Annotated in this window: 17 protein-coding genes, 1 tRNA gene and 1 pseudogene; 3 read left to right on the forward strand and 16 right to left on the reverse strand. The window is 39.2% G+C overall.

Annotated features, from left to right (window positions below; genetic code table 11):
* Positions 1-561: 561 nt before the first annotated feature.
* Positions 562-1,101, reverse strand: coding sequence for a GNAT family N-acetyltransferase (locus EJA10_RS18755; protein WP_125481570.1), 540 nt, complete (start codon positions 1,099-1,101; stop codon positions 562-564).
* 9 nt (positions 1,102-1,110) lie between these two features.
* The gene (locus tag EJA10_RS18760; protein WP_125481571.1) at positions 1,111-2,025 is read right to left on the reverse strand and encodes a DMT family transporter; all 915 of its coding nucleotides are present in this window, start codon (positions 2,023-2,025) and stop codon (positions 1,111-1,113) included.
* Positions 2,026-2,169: 144 nt separating this feature from the next.
* On the opposite strand from EJA10_RS18760, the gene EJA10_RS18765 reads away from it, so the two are divergent.
* The 3 genes from EJA10_RS18765 to EJA10_RS18775 all read left to right on the forward strand — a co-directional run bounded on the left by EJA10_RS18765 (position 2,170) and on the right by EJA10_RS18775 (position 4,275).
* Complete coding sequence (locus EJA10_RS18765) at positions 2,170-2,865, forward strand: MgtC/SapB family protein (RefSeq protein ID WP_125481572.1); 696 nt, start codon at positions 2,170-2,172, stop codon at positions 2,863-2,865.
* A gap of 105 nt (positions 2,866-2,970) precedes the next feature.
* Positions 2,971-3,043: transfer RNA gene (locus EJA10_RS18770), tRNA-Ala, on the forward strand.
* A 452-nt stretch (positions 3,044-3,495) separates the two neighbouring features.
* On the forward strand, positions 3,496-4,275 hold the full coding sequence (locus EJA10_RS18775) for an alpha/beta fold hydrolase (protein WP_125481573.1): 780 nt from the start codon (positions 3,496-3,498) through the stop codon (positions 4,273-4,275).
* Positions 4,276-4,448: 173 nt separating this feature from the next.
* Here the strand turns inward: EJA10_RS18775 and EJA10_RS18780 are convergent, their stop codons facing one another.
* From EJA10_RS18780 to EJA10_RS23525, 14 genes and pseudogenes are all read right to left on the reverse strand, one after another.
* Complete coding sequence (locus tag EJA10_RS18780) at positions 4,449-5,807, reverse strand: MATE family efflux transporter (RefSeq protein WP_125481574.1); 1,359 nt, start codon at positions 5,805-5,807, stop codon at positions 4,449-4,451.
* A gap of 23 nt (positions 5,808-5,830) precedes the next feature.
* A complete protein-coding gene (locus tag EJA10_RS18785) occupies positions 5,831-6,598 on the reverse strand; it encodes an ABC transporter ATP-binding protein (protein ID WP_125481575.1) in 768 nt (255 codons plus the stop codon).
* Positions 6,595-7,416, reverse strand: a complete 822-nt coding sequence (locus EJA10_RS18790) for an ABC transporter ATP-binding protein (protein WP_246017872.1) — start codon at positions 7,414-7,416, stop codon at positions 6,595-6,597. Before EJA10_RS18790 ends, EJA10_RS18785 begins: the two co-directional genes overlap by 4 nt.
* Positions 7,416-8,264 carry a nickel transporter permease gene (gene nikC, locus EJA10_RS18795; RefSeq protein ID WP_125481576.1) on the reverse strand — a complete coding sequence of 283 codons (849 nt, stop codon included), beginning with the start codon at positions 8,262-8,264 and terminating at the stop codon, positions 7,416-7,418. The genes EJA10_RS18790 and nikC overlap by 1 nt, the downstream gene beginning before the upstream one ends.
* Complete coding sequence (gene nikB, locus EJA10_RS18800) at positions 8,264-9,214, reverse strand: nickel ABC transporter permease (protein WP_125481577.1); 951 nt, start codon at positions 9,212-9,214, stop codon at positions 8,264-8,266. Before nikB ends, nikC begins: the two co-directional genes overlap by 1 nt.
* Positions 9,215-9,285: 71 nt before the next feature.
* On the reverse strand, positions 9,286-10,842 hold the full coding sequence (gene nikA, locus EJA10_RS18805) for a nickel ABC transporter substrate-binding protein (protein WP_125481578.1): 1,557 nt from the start codon (positions 10,840-10,842) through the stop codon (positions 9,286-9,288).
* A gap of 21 nt (positions 10,843-10,863) precedes the next feature.
* The gene (locus tag EJA10_RS18810; protein WP_246017873.1) at positions 10,864-11,727 is read right to left on the reverse strand and encodes a DMT family transporter; all 864 of its coding nucleotides are present in this window, start codon (positions 11,725-11,727) and stop codon (positions 10,864-10,866) included.
* Between the two features lie 462 nt (positions 11,728-12,189).
* Positions 12,190-12,834: pseudogene (locus EJA10_RS18815) on the reverse strand (SMI1/KNR4 family protein).
* A gap of 232 nt (positions 12,835-13,066) precedes the next feature.
* On the reverse strand, positions 13,067-13,978 hold the full coding sequence (gene cyoE / locus EJA10_RS18820) for a heme o synthase (protein WP_125481579.1): 912 nt from the start codon (positions 13,976-13,978) through the stop codon (positions 13,067-13,069).
* A 73-nt stretch (positions 13,979-14,051) separates the two neighbouring features.
* Positions 14,052-14,609 carry a hypothetical protein gene (locus EJA10_RS18825; protein ID WP_125481580.1) on the reverse strand — a complete coding sequence of 186 codons (558 nt, stop codon included), beginning with the start codon at positions 14,607-14,609 and terminating at the stop codon, positions 14,052-14,054.
* A 3-nt stretch (positions 14,610-14,612) separates the two neighbouring features.
* A complete protein-coding gene (locus EJA10_RS18830) occupies positions 14,613-15,248 on the reverse strand; it encodes an SCO family protein (protein WP_125481581.1) in 636 nt (211 codons plus the stop codon).
* 150 nt (positions 15,249-15,398) lie between these two features.
* On the reverse strand, positions 15,399-17,084 hold the full coding sequence (locus EJA10_RS18835) for a cbb3-type cytochrome c oxidase subunit I (protein ID WP_125481582.1): 1,686 nt from the start codon (positions 17,082-17,084) through the stop codon (positions 15,399-15,401).
* A gap of 15 nt (positions 17,085-17,099) precedes the next feature.
* Positions 17,100-17,567 carry a cytochrome c oxidase subunit II gene (locus EJA10_RS18840; protein ID WP_125481583.1) on the reverse strand — a complete coding sequence of 156 codons (468 nt, stop codon included), beginning with the start codon at positions 17,565-17,567 and terminating at the stop codon, positions 17,100-17,102.
* An 11-nt stretch (positions 17,568-17,578) separates the two neighbouring features.
* Positions 17,579-17,743, reverse strand: a complete 165-nt coding sequence (locus tag EJA10_RS23525) for a hypothetical protein (RefSeq protein WP_170169190.1) — start codon at positions 17,741-17,743, stop codon at positions 17,579-17,581.
* Between the last annotated feature and the right edge of the window lie 173 nt (positions 17,744-17,916).

Here is a 17,916-nt window from a genome sequence, read left to right on the forward strand (position 1 = left end):
GACGCTTGTTTGTTTAGTTTTCAAAGAGCAATTCGTTTCAGTTCGTCGCCCAGAAGCGACCTTATTAATATAACACGGTGAATTGTTATTGTCAACATCGTTTTTTATTTTTGTTTTTCATAAAATCGATGTTTTGTTTTTCAATTCAGCGTTGTTTTCCTGAAGCGAGATTAAATATACCACGGATAAAATATGTTTGCAATATAATTTTAGAAGAAATTTTTATATTGATTGATTTTGCTTTTCTTTTCCATGTTTCTTCTTATTATAAAAAAGATTTATTAATAATTGCGTACCAGCCCTCATAGAATGTCTTGGACAAACTATCATTCGAGGTGATTTCTTTGCTGCAATCCATCGCACTATATCTATCACTAATCATGGCCCTGATTTCGTTTTGCGTAGCTTATATTGAAGCCATCAAAATTGCTAACGCTGAAGGAAAGGTTCACGGTGGTACATTCATTTTAACGTCAGTATGTGCCCTTATATTTTCAAGGTTCACCTATCTGTTTGCATAATAAAGAGCATTAAACAGAAAGACGGCTCGAGAGCCGTCTTTCATAATTTTTGGCGTACTAACTCTAGAAGAGATTCTAAATCATGCCATACATATGCGAATTCAACATATTCCTCACCGGCTATTTCAACGACTTCTTCGCCTGCTTTTTGAGGCTTGAGACTTTCATAAAACCCGCGGCTGCCATTATCGGATAGCACCCATACAAGCATGGATTTATATTTCTGTTTCAATAATTCCTCCACACCCGCTTTGATTAGCTTCAATCCATTTTTAGCTTTCTGACCTTTTTGGAGGATATAGATTGCGTACAGTTCCCCGTATGCATTAACCTTCCCTGTCCTCTCTTTTCCATAGGAAGCGAAGCCAATTATTTCTCCGTCAGGATTAACTGCCACATAAACCGGGGCTTTATCCGGCGACTCAGATAAGCTTTTTTCCCATAAAGGTTTCCGGTCTTCTGCTTTTAAAGAATCCAAATAATCTTGGCTGACAATCCCCTTATATGTTTCTTGCCAGCTTCTGATATGAACCTCTGCAATTCCTGTTGCGTCATCTTTGGTAGCTCTTCTTATTACCATTATGATCCCCTACCCTGAAATCGAGTTTATTTCAGCTTGTTTTTTCAGCTTCATCTTTCTTTCATCTACCAGGAATATTGTTATCCCAGCAATAACAACCAGTCCTCCAGCCACCTGGGTCCAGACTACCGTTTCACCAAGAAGGTAGAAAGCAAGAACTGTTGCCCCGATTGGTTCGAATAAAATGGCCATTGATATGATTGATGTGCTTACCCACTTCAGGGACCAGTTGAACAATGTATGGCCAAGCAGAGTCGGAATCAATGCGAGCAGAATAAAATACACCCAATCACTTGCAGCATATGGATAGAATGAATCACCTGCAGCTATTACATAGAAGAACAATGTAATCGAACTGATGCTGTACACAATAAATGTATATGTGATCAGCGACATTCTCTTCCTTACTGTCTGGCCGAATAATAGATAAACGGTTACCAGTGCGCAAGCAGCCAATGCCAGGAAATCTCCAAACAGAGCACTGCCGCTGATTTTAAAATCACCCCAGCTGATAATGACACTTCCAGCAATTGCGATCACCCCGCTAAAAATCGCTTTTACAGATAACCGCTCTTGAAAGAACAGATAGGCCCCTATAAATGCAAAAATAGGCTGCAGGGTGACGAGTACGGTCGAGCTGGCTACAGAAGTGTAGTTTAATGATTCGAACCACAGGATAAAGTGAAAAGCCAGAAAGATGCCGGCGATCCCGGTGAATACCCAATCCCGTTTCGTAATAAGTCGAAGTTCCGGAACATATTTTATTAGAAAGACCGGAAGCATAATTAATACTGAAAAAAACAACCGGTAAAACGCAATGACTCCCGCCGGTGCGGATGAGACCTTAACAAGGATGGCAGACGTTGAAACAGCCACCACACCGATCGCAACCGCGAGGTAAGGATTGACTTTAGGTGCTTCCATTTTGATTCTCCTTTTTATGAATTATAAGTATTTTACAATGAAAATGATTTTTTATCTTGAGTTTACATGAAAATTTTCTCGGTATAAGTTTATTTCAATAAATATAGGGAAAGTAACTACATCTTAACGGGGCAGGAGATCACAATGTTCACTTCAATTGATATGGAAATTTTAATTAAGTTGGGACTTTCCGCTTTTTTAGGACTTGTGATTGGGCTGGAAAGGGAAATTAAGAGGAAACCGGTAGGATTGAAAACAAGCCTTGTCATTTCGATCGTAAGCTGCCTTTTGACAGTGGTATCGAGTGAATCTGCTTATATGTTCCCAGGAGACGATGATGTGAATATCACGATGGATCCCCTTCGTTTGGCCGCACAGATTGTGTCAGGTATTGGCTTCCTGGGTGCGGGTGTGATTTTACGAAGAGGGAACGACACGATTTCCGGTCTGACTACTGCAGCAATGATCTGGGGGGCTGCAGGAATAGGCATTACAGTCGGAGCAGGGTTTTACTTTGAAGCAATCGCTGGTGTGGCGTTATTGATTTTCAGTGTGGAATTCATGCCATTCCTAATGAAGTTTATTGGTCCAAGGCAATTGCGCGAAAAAGAAATCAGGCTTCAATTTAACGTTAACACTAGGGAAAGCATCGCTGATATCATTGCTAAGATCAAGTCTGAAAAAATTGCGCTAAAGAATGTGCGCATCAAGGATTTAGCTGAGGGAAACCAGCTCGTCCAGTTAATCGTGACAGTGGACATCCGCAGAAAAACGACCGATGTATACGAAACGGTCTCCAAAATGGAAGGAATCAACAGGGTTGAAATTGAGGGATTGTAGAAAAAAGCCGCTTAAGCGCGGCTTTTTGATTTACTTTTGAAATTTTGTCTTGCATGTCCAGCCAGATGGTTATATAATCTTTCTTGTACCTTATCAATTCGATACGGGGGATTAGCTCAGCTGGGAGAGCGCAACGCTGGCAGCGTTGAGGTCAGGGGTTCGAGCCCCCTATTCTCCATTAACAAAAAAGCTGCAAAACCATTTGGTTTTGCAGCTTTTTTTCGTTATTGGTTGTCTTATCTATGTGTTTGCCATTAGATCTACTTTTTATTAATCTGTACCCTCAATTCTGCTCGAACAATTTACAATTAACAAAGCTACTTCCTCCATTAACATTATTCCTCTGCTAAAGTTACACGATACAATATTGTTTCCGAATTTTTTCCATAACGCATTTATATTGTTATGTTGAATCAAACTTAAGCATTAACCGCCTTAACTCCCCAATTCATGAGACATTACCTTTCATATCATTTTTCCGTTTCACTTACCCATGCAATATGAATTTTTTGCATTAAAGTAAGGGAAAATATTCATTGGATTCACCAGTAACCTTTGTTAGATGGTTCAACGCTTCCAGGTCAGACGGATTGGTGAAAGAAATTAATAAGTAGTTGAGGTGACAAGTACATGCCAATGCTGAATATGAAAAGTGGCAGCCTGTATTATAATGTAAAAGGAAGCGGAACTCCCATCGTTTTTATCCACCCGCCTGTATTGACTTCCGTAAACTTCAAATATCAATTAGAAGACCTCTCGAAAAATTTTCAGATCATTACTTTTGATATCAGGGGACATGGAAATAGCCCCTACTCCCCCGAACCAATAACCTATCCAGTGATTACTGAGGATATCATCCGACTATTGGACCATCTAAATATAAATAAAGCATTTTTATGCGGATATTCCACGGGCGGTTCGATTGTATTAGAATTTTTGCTGACGTTTCCTGAACGGGTTTTGGGGGGAATTTCGATTGGGGCCATGCCTGATGTAAATGACGATTACTTGAGGAAGAAGATTGCTTTAGGAATCAAGCTTTCAAGCAAAGGGGCTATAAACTTATTAGCATGGTCCATCTCCTGGAGCAATTCAAATAATATAAAGCTGTTTAAAGATATGTTTTCAGAAGCAAAAAAAGGGGATTACCGCAACATTGAGCAATATTACCGCTATAGTCTAAAATACAATTGTGTCAATCAGTTAAATGAGATTAATCTGCCTATCTTACTGGTTTATGGCAAGAAGGATAAGCCCTTTCACTCTTATGCAAAGCAATTGCATGAAAAATTGCCCCAAAACGAATTGCATTTTATCGAGAATGTTGACCACCGTATCCCGACTAAGGGGGCGAAAGAACTTAACCAGTTAATTATTCAATTTGTAAATAATAATGACAGGTATCAATAGGTACCTGTCACTATTATTTAGTTCTGGTTTTCTCTTCATGAGTACGTTCATGCTCAAAACTTCAACTTCTAGCCCTTGCATATCTCCCCGCCTTTAGCCCAATCCTATATACTGACATGCTCTCATTAAGCATCTCTAATTTTACACTTTATTATCGTTAGTGAACGAGGAGGTTAGCCTGGGTTAACAAATTTTTCTCGAGTTAACTTTGGAACAAATAACGATAAAAAGAAAGAACGAGATAAACTAAAAAGGACAAACGCCATCCATAATCCATGATTTTGATACAGAGGCACACAGAGCCAAAGAGTAATTAAAAAGACAATTAAAGCTAAAGCAATCGAATCTCTGATCGATTTAGCTTCCGTAGCACCGGAAAATATTCCTTCTAACTGCAAACCCCAGAAACCTAAGATAGGATACAACAGAATCCACACCAGGAACTCCTTTGTTAAATTCTTCACTTCTGCAATTGTCGTAAATAAGGAGATTATACTTTCACCGAAAAAAAATACGATTAAGCTCAATAGAACTGCCGAAGCAAATCCCCACTGAGCGGATAGGCTAACTGCCAGCTTATACAAATACTGATTTTTCCCACCTATGGCTCTGCCAACTAAAATGCTAGAGGCATTTGAAAAACCACCAAATAAATAAGCAATTATATAATGAAGTTGCAGCAAAATAGCATTAGCTGCTAAAGTAACTTCACCCATACTCGCACTGGAGGAAGTAAACAGCAAAGTCATCGTCAGCAAGCATGCCGTCCTCAAAAACAAGTCCCGGTTCATTTTCATCATATTTAAAATGGGTTCTATATCCAGTAACATTGATATTTTTATGTCAGCCAGTTTTTCTCTATTAGTTATATATAAAAGCCACGCTCCTAACAGAACCGCACTGACTTCAGCTATGAGGGTTGCATAGGCAACGCCCTTTACTCCCATTCCTAAACCTAAGACAAAAACAAGGTCTAATAGAATGTTCAATACATTCATCCATATCTGAGTAGCCAAAGCTAAGCCAACCTTTCCCATTCCAATCAGCCAGCCAATAATGACGTAGCTTAATAGAATAAAAGGTGCTCCCCATATTCGAATCGAAAAATAGGTGGATGCATAGGATGATACTGCTTCACTTCCTCCAATCAAAGATAGTGCAATGGATAGGATAGGAGCTTGTAAAAGGATAAAAATTATGCCAAGCAATATAGCTAATATCATTGGCCTAACTAAGGAAAGTATCATTTCAGTTTGATTATTTGCTCCTTCTGCTTGAGCAGTAAATCCGCTTGTACTGACACGAAGAAATCCAAGGAGCCAGTACAATGTATTAAAGATTACAGCCCCAACCGCAACTCCGCCAATCGAAGCCGGGTCAGGAATTCTTCCGACTACTGCAGTATCAACAGCCCCTAAAATGGGTGTTGAAATGCCTGAAATAATCAGTGGAATGGCCAACACTAAATACTCTCTATGACTAAAGGGTGCAGGGCTATTGATACCCTTTAATGATTTAGTTGCCAACTTCATAAACTCCTCCTAACGAGTTATGACTAATCTATCGAAGCTGCTTTAATGAGGGCTTTGGTATAAGGATGACGATCTGAATGATAAATGTCAGCCATTTTAAATTCATCAACCATTAAACCTTCTTTTAGAACGATCATTCGCTCGCATAGATACGCAACAGCTCTTATATCGTGTGAAATGAAAAGAATGGTCATATTCGTTTTCCTTTGAAGCTCTTTAAGCAGTTGCAGGATTTGAACTTGGATTGTCATATCTAAGCTAGCAGTAGGCTCATCACAAACTAACAATGAAGGTTCAAGACTAATGGCTCTAGCAATACTAACACGTTGCTTTTGCCCCCCACTTAACTCCACCGGATAACGACTGAACATCTCTTTATCGAGACCTACTATTTCTAGAAGCTTCTCTGCCTTTTCCAATTTTGTAAGACCCTGTTCTAGAAAAGAAGGTGAGAATTCTTTATAATTATCCAGCGGTTCTAGTAAACTTTTCCATATTGGTAATTTAGGGTTTAATGTACTTGTAGAATCTTGGAAAATCATTTGGACACTCTTACGGTACGCGCGTAACGAACTTCGATTTTTGGGAACAATCAGCTTTCCCTTATAGGTGACAGAACCTTCTTTATATGGTTCCAATCCTAATAGAATACGAGCTAATGTACTTTTGCCGCTGCCGCTTTCTCCAACTATGCCAATACTTTCCCCATCAGAGACTGTGAGGGAAATATGTTTTAACGCTTGAATACTCTTGGTGTACTGTTTTGAAAGACCTTCTATAACCAGGCTCATACTGAATACGCTCTTTTCTTTTGTATTGACTTCTTTGCAGGTAGAGCCAGTAAGCATGAACAAAGTTTTTTTGTATATGGGTGCTTATGGTGGCAGCGAATTTGTTCAGGTAAACCTTCTTCGACAATTTCTCCTTGATTCATGACATACATACGATCTGTCCTTTTATAAGCTAACGCTAAATCATGTGTAATCATTAAGACAGAGCAACCTGTTTTATTCCTTATTTGATCAATATAGTCTAATACTCTTTCACCACTCATTACATCCAGTGCTGTCGTCATTTCATCACAGATGATTAAGTCTGGTTTTAAAGCTAGTGACATCGCTATGGCTGCACGCTGAACCTGTCCTCCACTTAGTTGAAACGAATAGCTGTCATAAACTCGTTTTGATTCTAACCCCATTTCTTCCAGAACAGTAAGAGCAATACTTTTAGCTTCATTTTTAGTCATCTTATAATGTGTACGAATTGTTTCGATCATCTGATTCCCAATTTTAATAAAAGGAGTAAAGCTGCCTCTATAGTCTTGAAAAATCATACCTATTCCACTTCCAAGTAAATGACGGTGCTCTTTAGGATTGACCGCCAGCACATCAGTACCTTTATAAAAAATTTTCCCACTAACTTTCATATCTGGGGGGAGAAGTCTCATGACAGCTCTAGCGGTTAAACTTTTTCCGCTGCCACTTTCTCCAATAAGTCCGACAATTTCTCCCTTTCCAATCTCTAAATTAACATTGCTGATTAGAACCTTTTCAGCTGATTGACTAGTAATCCGCAAATCTTGGATGGAAATCAAAGAACTTTTCACCATTAACCCCTCCTTTTGCGAATATCAAAATAGTTTTTCAATCCATCGCCTAGCAAGTTACAGCATAATACTGTCAGCATAATGGCAAGACCAGGGTAAATCATTAGAGAAGGTACGACTTGAAAGTATGAACGCCCTTCATTCAACATAGCTCCCCATTCAGGAATAGGCGGCTGTGCTCCAAGTCCAATATAAGAAAACGCAGAGATGAGCAGAATGACCTTCCCCACATCAATGGCAGCCATGACAATGATATCTGGAAGAATTTGCGGAATTAAATGCATCCTTATTGTTTTGAAGGCACTAGAAAACGAGACCTTGGATACTAGCACATACTCCTTTTCTTTCTCAGCCAGCACCAATCCACGCACAACTCGTGCATATACGATCCATCTTACTAAAACGATCGCTATGATTAAATTTGTTAAGTTAGGCCCAAGCATTCCAGCAATGGCAATAGCAAGAATAAAATCAGGAAACGACAGTATGCCGTCCACAATTCTCATTAAGAAAGCATCTACTCTTCCACCTATAAAACCCGAAAAAAGACCAATTGGTACGCCGATAACCACAGCGATCATGATGGCAAATACACCGAGACCGATGGTTAACTTTGCACCATAAATAATTCTTGAAAATACATCCCTTCCTAATTGGTCTGTACCAAACCAATGGTCGAAGGAAGTCCCTTGTAATCTATTATTCATATTTATTTGAAAGGGGTCGTGCGGAACAAGCCATCCACCAAGAATGGTAACCCCGCCTAATAGCAAAGCAAGGAAAAGACCTATTGTCATAGTAGGGTCATGGATAAGTTTAAGTGCTCTAGATTTTATCAAAGCGGGTTCCATTACACAGTCTCCTTTCCTTGTTTGATTTGAGGATTAACAACTAAATATAATAAATCGACAATTAGATTAGTAATCACAACCAAAAAACCTACTATGAGGATGTATCCTTGTATGACAGGATAATCACGTTGTTTAACCGAGCTCACAATAAGCTCTCCCATTCCTGGCCAAGAGAAAAGAATTTCAATTACCGTAACCCCTCCTATAAGGCTTCCAATACTCAAGCCAAACATAGTAATTAACGGTATTAGACTTCCTCTTAAGGCATGTAAGAATAGGATTCGTTCTTTAGTTAATCCCCTTGCCCTGGCTGCCTCAATATATGGACTTTGTAATGTAGAGATAAGACGCTCACGTAAGAGTCGAATATACATTGGGGCCATAGCTACACCTAGAGTGATCGAGGGCAATACAAAATGGGCTAACGTCCCCTTTCCCATTACAGGTAAAAGATTAAGTTTTAAGGAAAAGAAATAAATTAACAATAACCCCAGCCAAAAACTAGGAATAGAAGCACCTAACATGGCTACCCATCTGCTAATAAAGTCTGGCCAACGACCTTCATAAACAGCACCTAGAGTTCCAAATGAAATGGAAAGTAAAAACAGCACGACCATGCCTCCCGTCGTTAAGGCAATGGTCGCTGGTAATCTGCTAACGATCATTTCTATAACTGGTCGTTTGGAAATAATCGATTCTCCCAAATCAAAATGCATGACATTCAAAATCCATTTTCCATATTGAACGAGAATTGGCTGATCAAACTCATATTCTTTCTTTAGCTTTTCCTCATCAGCTTTTGTTGCAACAACATCATCTACATTTAGCAAATCCCGAATGGGATCACCAGGTGTGACCTTCATTAATACAAAGGTCACAAAAGAAAGGACTGAAACCATGATGAGCAATTGAACAAGCCTTGAAGCAACGATTGACAAAGTTTTTCTCACCCCAGGCACCTCCTATACACTGAAAAGAACCAGAAAAGTGAAAGTATCGCAGACACTTTCACTTTTCTTCCTTATTCAACATCCATTGAATTTGTAATCAAATAATACTCCTCTGATCCTGGGCTCCAATTTTTCACCCGTTCATTTACACCGACAATGATATGCGGATGTAAAATAAAGGATTGCGGAAGCTGCTCTTGAATAATAGCCACCGCTTTCTTTTGTAAGTCAATTCGTTCTTGTTGATCAGCTTTTTCATTTAGCTGTTCCGTTAATTCGTTTACTTCCGGGATGTTGATTTGTCCAGGGTTTAAAGAACCCTCTGGCAAGTAAGCAACGTTAAAGAAGTATCCTCCATCCCCTCTTGGAGCTGTTAAATTAGAATATGTCGCCATATCCCACTCATTTTGTTGTTCCCACAGATAAGTATCAATGTCCTCTACCGTCACTATATTGACATCTATCCCTAAACCGGCTGCTTCTGCTTGTAGATATTGAGCCATTAAAGGCAATTCAGGTCTTCCCTGATAAGTGGCAAGTGTTAGCTGAAGAACTTCACCATCTTTTTCAAGTTTTCCAGCTTCGTTTTTCTCATACCCCGCTTCTTTTAGTAAAGATTCTGCTTTAGCTGGATCATAGCTAGCCGGATCAATATCTGAAGCAAATGGGAATGAAGGATTAAAAGGTCCATTTGCAGCTGTAGCATGGCCATTCATTATCTCATTTACCATCACAGGCCGATTCACCAGTAAGTCTAATGCTTTTCGAACCTTTCCATCTTGTAAGGCTGGCTTAGCTGAGTTATAAAGGATAAAATGCACACGCAAGCTTGACACCGACTCGACTCGAAGGTTGTTACTGTTTTCAATTGCCCTAAGTCCTTCTGGAGGTAAATGATAGGCAATATCAGCTTCACCCGATTGAAGGGCTAACGCACGGACATTCCCATCGGTGTTAAACTTAATGGTTACTTCATCAAGATTTGCAGCGCCATCCCAATAGTCAGCATATTTCTCTAACTTGATTTCAGACTCAGGTAAAAAATCCGCCACTTTAAACGGACCTGTAGCAATTGGCCTCTCGCTTATGTTTTCTGTATCCACCTTAATAACGGAAGCATTTGTATGCACAAGTTCCGATAGAAACGCTGGGTATTTTTCCTTTGTCACAAACGTAATTTCTTGACCGTTTGCTTCCATGGATTCAATTTTCAGGCTAGAGCTAATAGAATCGTTTACACTTAACGCTCTTTCGAATGATGCTTTCACCGCTTCTGCATTCATTGGAGTACCATCATGAAACGTAATCCCATCACGCAATGTAAACGTCCATGTTCTTTCGTCCTTTTGTTCCCAAGATTCAGCTAACCACGGCTTGATTGTAAGGTTTTCATCAATTTTAACTAATGTCTCTGCAATGCCTGCACGAACACCCATCCAATCTTGGTGAGGATCAATAGTTTTAGATGCAAAGCTAAACAATAATGTAATTGATTTTCCCCCTGTTTCAGATGATTTAGGTGAGCCTTTCTCCTTTATTGAACTACTACTTTCCTGTTGATTGTTACATCCTGATACAAAAATAAAAATGATAGTTATTGCCATAAGCGTAATAAATTTTTTAAGCATGTTTTCCACTCCATTTTCAATTTAATTAACTTGCCGCTTTAAAGTATCGACTGTGTTCTTTTGTTTAGACGAAATGATTGAGGCCGCGATAATTATTGCACCACCCACGACAGATAAAAAACTTGTTGTTTCACCCCATATGACGAAACCCCACATGATATTGAAAAAAATACCTATGTATCGCACCACTTCAACAACGATAATGTTTTCATGTGTAAAGGCACTCGTTAAGACAATTTGACCTATTAGAGAAACAACACCAATACAGATTAGATAAAACCACCCTATTAAACTAGGAAGAACAAATTCATTCCACATCAGAGGTACAGCTACGATTGTTCCAGCTGCTAAAAAGTAAAAAACAATTTCATACTTATGATGGGCTGCACTTAAGAAACGGATTGAAGTGGCAGCACAAGCTGCTAAAAATGCACTTAAAAATCCTACTAGAGCATAAACCGTATAAGAATCGAAACGAAAGGGGTCAATCAACAGCACTGCACCTAAAATAAACAAAGGGAAGATCATAAACATTTCCTTACTCATTCTTTCTTTCAAAAAGTAGCTTGAAAGAAGAATGGCAAAAAAAGGTGACAGATGAGCTAAAATACTTGCATCTCCAAGTGGCATATGAGCAATGGTGAAAAAGTAGGCAAGAAGATATAGAGCTCCCAGTGCACCTCGAAGTACAAGCAACGGAATTCCTTTTTTAGAAAAAGGGATCTTGTCTCGTTTCATAAAAAAATAAATGATTAGTGCACCGATAACACTTCGAAAGAAGACAATTTCAGTTACTGGAATCTCCTCACTCGCTGCCTTTACAAAGACATTCATAGTACTAAAGATAAACGATGAAGCAATGGCTAATATGATTCCTTGTTTCACCTGATAGCCCCCTACCATAAAAGAAAGCTTAGAACTCTCCAAAAAGGAAAACCGATTTCAAAAATTCCTTTAAGAGTGACTAACATTTATTTTCTTGCATTAATCGTAATCATTACGATTTAAGAACTATTAATTAATATAGCTTCTTTTTTTAGAGCAGTCAATATAAATCGTAATCATTACTATTTGCGTTTTGGTTTTATGCAAAAATAGGGTTTATTTTACAATCAAAAAAGGGTTAGTTAAGTGTTTAAATCGATCTTATTTAACTCAGATTTTCTAATGGGTCTTCTCTGGAAACGTGAGGAAAGGGTTAGAGGACCCTATTCTCCACTAACAAAAAAGGCTGCAAAACCAATTGGTTTTGCAGCTATTTCTCTATCATTTATTGTTTGAACATAGTCACTGATGGTAGTGAGGAATATAGAGAGGCTAAAGCCACCCGTGGGTAAGCTAGTCTGATCAATTCCTTAAAATCGCCCTTAAACTTATTACCTTGCCGATTGCACCTAACCTCTCTACTATTTTTTGGGCCTTTCCGTATGGAAATTTCTCTGCCAAAGTAAAAGGCGGATTTTTTGAACCCTTTAGCAATTCTGCGGTGGAGATATTGATACCTAATTCGCTCTTTATTCTCACTAAATCTTTTAGACCACGAGGAGGACTATTTTCTAATACAATATTACAATAATCAGGTTCATACCGTTCTATGTCTTGCACTGTTTAACAACCGTTACTAATCCAGTAGCTAAAGTCAGAAGTAATTAAGGATGCATTATCTGGGTTCATATCTCCCGAGTCAACAACAAGCACTTCTGTTGTATTAACATCCTGCAGCATCAAGAAAACATTTCCACCACCATCATCTCCGATGGAAATATACCCATCTGCATATTCAGCTACCTCCCATGTTTCATTTCTCTCTACAAGATCCTCGGTACCATAAATTATTAATCCTCCACCTATTGAAAAACCATTTGTTTGTTTTAATAGATTCTTATATACATTTGGTAGTTTAACATCCAGTAAATTTTCCACTTCTAAAACTTTTCTATCACTGGCTGGTTGGTTTTTTATTAAGTTAGAAGTTTGGGATATATCTAACATTTCCTTAAGCTCCTTTAAACTTGTGATCCGCTTTTGCAATACAGGTATCGATTGAATGAGATTGAGTTGTTGTCTTCACCCTCATCTACTATGAACCTGCCAAATCATGCCAGCCCATGAAGTAGGGTTTGGTATCATTATCATACAGGACAAAGCAAAAAACAGTTAAGCATAACTTAACTGAGTAAAAATTATATTATCCCTTTTATATATATTCATTCATTGATTGTCTTTAGTAAGAGAATGTTATCACAACCATTAAGACATACAAGATCATGATATAGTTAACCGAATAAATAAAGTTCAGATGTGCCCATTTAAGTGGGGCCTGGATATAAAACCTGCTGATACTCAGTAATAGCCACCCAGCATTCAGTATAGTGGCTAAAACAATGAATGTACCTCCAAGTGAGGTTAAGAAAAACGGCAATGGCATCAAGCATAGTATATAGAAATCAATATGTCTTTCTGTTTTCTTGAATCCGTGTACTACTGGAAGCATAGCGACTCCTGCAGCTTTGTATTCATCGCACTTCTTCATAGCAATCGCATAGGTGTGGGGCATCTGCCAGAAAAATAAGATAAGAAATAGCATGACTGGTACGATGTGCAAGGCTGAATCGATTGCTGCCCAGCCAATTAATGGAGTTACCGCTCCGGATAAACTTCCAACCAGCGTATTGAATGTATATCTCCGCTTCGACCACATTGTATAGAGCACCACATAAGTAATCCATCCAACAAGTGCATAAATGATTGCTTCAACTGAGGTAAAAAGTAAAATCATAAATCCAAGAATACTTAAGATAATGCCTACTGTTAACACGGTATTAAGTGAAATCGCACCCGTAACGGTTGGCCTATTTTTCGTTCGAGCCATTTTTACATCAATATCTGCATCATACCAATTGTTAAGAGCCAGAGCGCCTGCCATAACAAAGGTACTACCCGTGATCGTGTATATAACAACATCTAATTTGTCGATAAAGGAGGTATTTGTAAAATACAAGGCTAACCACAGACCGGTGAATACAGGCAATACATTTGCTATTAGAACAATTCCCTTAAATAACGATTTTAGCTCAGAAAGGAAATTCGTATTACCTTTTGTCGTTAATACATTCCATTTTTCCGATTGAATCATTTGCTCTCACCCCCCGTATTTAAGGATGCCTCCTGTTTTTTCCCTAGACTTCTAACATTCCAATTAAACAGGCTTATTCATACTGTGAAGGATCCACTGCAAAAATATAAATTAAGTAAATGACCATGCATATGGCCATCGTAATAAATCCCCATCCGAGGATTACCTGGTCAATGACTAAATAATTGTTGCACAGCTGATCATTTGATTGGATATATAACCATCCCATTCCCAGAAAGACGACGGTAAACAGTGTAATGACATTGTTTTTCCATGTTTTGCTGAGTCTTCTCCAACTGTCACGAAGCGGGACGCCAGCTAAAAATGGCAGACTCACAAATTTAAATATCTCAACAGTTTCTATTGTTAATGCTTCATCCATTGTACGCGGCAACAACCAATATGCCATTATAATAGTAAAAAGGAGTATTCCAGGAACCCCATTTTGATTATATTTGTTAAAAAATTGAGGATATCGCTGCAGAAAGAGATGTGCCATAAAAAAACCAGCTATCACTAACATTGGCATTTGCATATGCATGTGGATAATCATGACCGATTCCATCAAGCGTGCCACTGGAGGAAGCATTAAACCAATTAAAAGGACGAGACCGAACAAAAACTGATTCATTGCCTACTCCCCCTTTTTGTCTGTTTCAACATATTGCCTTAACGTATTCGCTGCTTCTGTTACCTTTGTAAAGTCCATAACATCTACTAAAGTACCTTGACGGTCGACCAGATAGAAGGCAGAATTATGGGCGAAATTCCCTCTGTCATCTGGAATCACAATGACACCGAACTTGTTTAGCAAGGAATCCAATTGCGTCTTTTCAGGGATTCTTGCCATCCTCCATGTTTCCCCATCACTCTTAAACAAATCTTTATACCTATCTAAAGTTGCGGGATCGTCACGATCAGGATCAAAGCTTATACTTAAAAACACAATTTCCTCACCTAAATACTCGTAGGGCACCAAGTCATACACCTGAGCCATATTTTCTTCTAGCTTGATACAAATGGTGGTGCAGCCTGTATAGATAAATGTAATAAATACATATTTGCCTTCGAATTCAGATATGGAATACGTTCGCCCTTCACTATCCTCCATTAATACTTCGGGAAAAACGGGTTGTTCCTCGATCAGCTTCGTCACTCGTGCCGTTTCAGCTGTATAAGCAGTGAATCCATCGGTCCCTATATAGAACAGGACCAGTCCAAACACCAGAATAAGAATACAAAAAACTGAGGTATGCCGATTTTTGATCACGGAGATCACTTCCTATTTTATTTAAGCCGCTTTTTATTCATGGTAGCTCTTCATTGTAAAGCGTTAGTTCCAGTACACTTCATTATTTAGTCTGTGATTATTTGAAAGAGAGATAGCTCAAAGTCAAGAGCTATCTCTATGTTAGTTCCCTTACCAGGTTTTAAATGGTGGAGAACCAGGCGGCGCGTTCAGGATCATATCAACGATTGGAAGAACATAAGCCATCGAAACAACCAGCAGCATGAGTACTACCCAAATTCCCCATCGTTCTGTCCAATACGGAGTTTTTTCTGCACCTGCCTCCTCTTCCGCGATTGGGAATTCGGTCGTTCCTTTTGGTGCAAAGAACATGAGATTGAATACTGCATATACTTGAAGGATAACAGCGAGCAATAACAGCGTTGCCCCAATTCCTACAAGTGCCATATATGGATTCCATCCAAGTTTTTCTGCGAAGTCGCCATAAGTTGTAAAAGAGGTTCTGCGCGGTGATCCAAATAGGCCAACGATATGCATTGATATTGCCATGATCACCATGCCGATCGTCCAAATAACCGTCTGAATGACACCCAGTCTGTTCATGGCTGGAGTCAGGACACGTTTTGATAGATACGGAACTAACCAATAGCTAATACCGAAGAATGTCATGACCACTGACATACCCAACGTTAGATGGAAGTGACCTACAACCCACATCGTATTATGCACAACCTGGTCTAATTGGTTTGTGCTTTGGACTATACCGCCTGCTCCAGCTGGGATGAAGGCAACCATGGCAATGAACGGAGCCAGGAAGCGAACATCTCCCCACGGCATTTTCTTATACCAGCCAACTAACCCTTTTCCGCCTTTCGCTCTTGCAGTTCGTTCAAATACCCTGAACATTGCGTATGCGGTCATTAAAGAAGGGAATCCGATTGCCAGACTCATGAATACGTGCATATATTTGATCGATTCGGAAATACCCGGGTCAATGATCTGATGGTGGAACCCTCCTGTAATGTTCATTATCACTAATGGGATAACAACCATACGAGTTAATAGATCATTCCATCTGGTTCCCCCAATTATTTTTGGTACCACTACATACCAGGCAGATACTGCTGTTAGATACCAAATGTTAACGGCTGTATGCCCGAACGCCCAGAATAGTGTACGGGCAAGCAACACGTTTATTCCGTCTACCCATCCAAGTGTCCAGGGAATAATCATGAAAATAACTTCCACAGCTACAAAGGCTGTTGCGCCGACTAATAGGACAAAGACGCCAGTTGCAAAGAATGCGAGAATCGGAAGATGTTCCCCCTTGTGGTTCCTTCTCCAATTCGCCACCTGTGTAAATGCTCCAAATGAGAGCATCCATACACCTAGTACAATAAAGACTAAACCGAAGTAAAACATTGGGGAAGCGGCCATTGGCGGATAAAAGGTATACATGACGGAGGCTTCATTCCTTAGGATCGGAATGACCACCAATACAAAGCCGAAGATCTTCATCCAAAACCCGATCCATGCCATCTTCCTTACTTTAGGGAGCAATCCTCCCAAGGTATGGGAGAGTCCGGCATAAAAGTAACCTATTGTGAAAAATGCTGATAAAACAACAACTAATAGTATTCCATGAGCGGTCAGTACTTGATAATAGTTAAGCCATGGAGGCAATTGCAGGACACCAGCCCGATTCAAGCCTTGTAACAATCCAAGCAAACCACCCAGCAATAATGCGATAAAAGCTACAGATAGATATGATTTCGATATTCTGGCATCTTCCAGACTGATTCCCAATACTTGAGTTGTTTTCTGTTTAATTGATGTTGTTTTTAATGCAGGTTGCACTTTGTTCCCCCCCTTTTATTTAACGATGATCTTTGTACTCATTGCTTGATGTCCGGCGCCGCAATATTCATTACACAGCACTAAATATTCACCAGGTTCTTCAAACTTTTGCGAAATTTTTTGGATATGCCCCGGCATGACCATGGCGTTTATATTCGTATTTGCCACTTGAAATCCATGAACAACGTCTTTTGAAGTCAACGTGAAATGGACAGTGGAACCCGCTGGTACTTCAATCTCCATCGGTGTAAAGCTAAATACCTGCAGTGTCATGACAACTTCATATTCATTCTCGCCAATCTGTTTTATCCCAGGCTTATCAAATGGAGCTGTTTGGTCAACATTTCTAGGATCAATCGTTTCTTTATGACTTGGCGGCCCCATCCCCAATGCAACCGCTTGATACCCTGTAAAAATCATGAATCCCATAATCATTCCGAAACTTAGGAATAGCCAGATTTTTTCGTCCAAATGCATTTTCATTTCCTTCCCCCCTATATCCTCGCCATATATAATCCAAATAGCACAAAATATGTTGCCAGAATGACTGCCCCTACAACTCCAACTGAAATCCAGGTACCAATCTTAGATGTTTGGACGCTTACCGTTACTTTTTCTTCCTGAACATCTTCATGATTCTTCACTTCTGACACTTTCACTTTAATCCCCCCTTTGTTTTCTTACCTTCATCATAATTGCGAATGATTATCATTGTAGTGAGGCAAATCACTTGGAAAACCCCTGGAAGTATTATTTTTTTTACAAAAAAAACGCTTTGTTCCAAGCGTTTTAAAGTATTCTTCGCAACCTATTTCATTAACATAATTTCCAT

This window comes from Mesobacillus subterraneus, from assembly GCF_003937825.1.
Classification (GTDB): Bacteria; Bacillota; Bacilli; order Bacillales; family Cytobacillaceae; genus Mesobacillus; species Mesobacillus subterraneus.

Coding starts and splice junctions, on each gene's coding strand:
- EJA10_RS18825 (WP_125481580.1), bottom strand. CDS start 14,609: ATGAATCAGTTTTTGTTCGGTCTCGTCCTTTTAATTGGTTTAATGCTT.
- cyoE (WP_125481579.1), bottom strand. CDS start 13,978: ATGATTCAATCGGAAAAATGGAATGTATTAACGACAAAAGGTAATACG.
- nikA (WP_125481578.1), bottom strand. CDS start 10,842: ATGCTTAAAAAATTTATTACGCTTATGGCAATAACTATCATTTTTATT.
- EJA10_RS18760 (WP_125481571.1), bottom strand. CDS start 2,025: ATGGAAGCACCTAAAGTCAATCCTTACCTCGCGGTTGCGATCGGTGTG.
- EJA10_RS18775 (WP_125481573.1), top strand. CDS start 3,496: ATGCCAATGCTGAATATGAAAAGTGGCAGCCTGTATTATAATGTAAAA.
- nikC (WP_125481576.1), bottom strand. CDS start 8,264: ATGGAACCCGCTTTGATAAAATCTAGAGCACTTAAACTTATCCATGAC.
- EJA10_RS18840 (WP_125481583.1), bottom strand. CDS start 17,567: ATGAAAATGCATTTGGACGAAAAAATCTGGCTATTCCTAAGTTTCGGA.
- EJA10_RS18790 (WP_246017872.1), bottom strand. CDS start 7,416: ATGGTGAAAAGTTCTTTGATTTCCATCCAAGATTTGCGGATTACTAGT.
- EJA10_RS18765 (WP_125481572.1), top strand. CDS start 2,170: ATGTTCACTTCAATTGATATGGAAATTTTAATTAAGTTGGGACTTTCC.
- EJA10_RS18780 (WP_125481574.1), bottom strand. CDS start 5,807: ATGAAGTTGGCAACTAAATCATTAAAGGGTATCAATAGCCCTGCACCC.
- EJA10_RS18785 (WP_125481575.1), bottom strand. CDS start 6,598: ATGAGCCTGGTTATAGAAGGTCTTTCAAAACAGTACACCAAGAGTATT.
- EJA10_RS18755 (WP_125481570.1), bottom strand. CDS start 1,101: ATGGTAATAAGAAGAGCTACCAAAGATGACGCAACAGGAATTGCAGAG.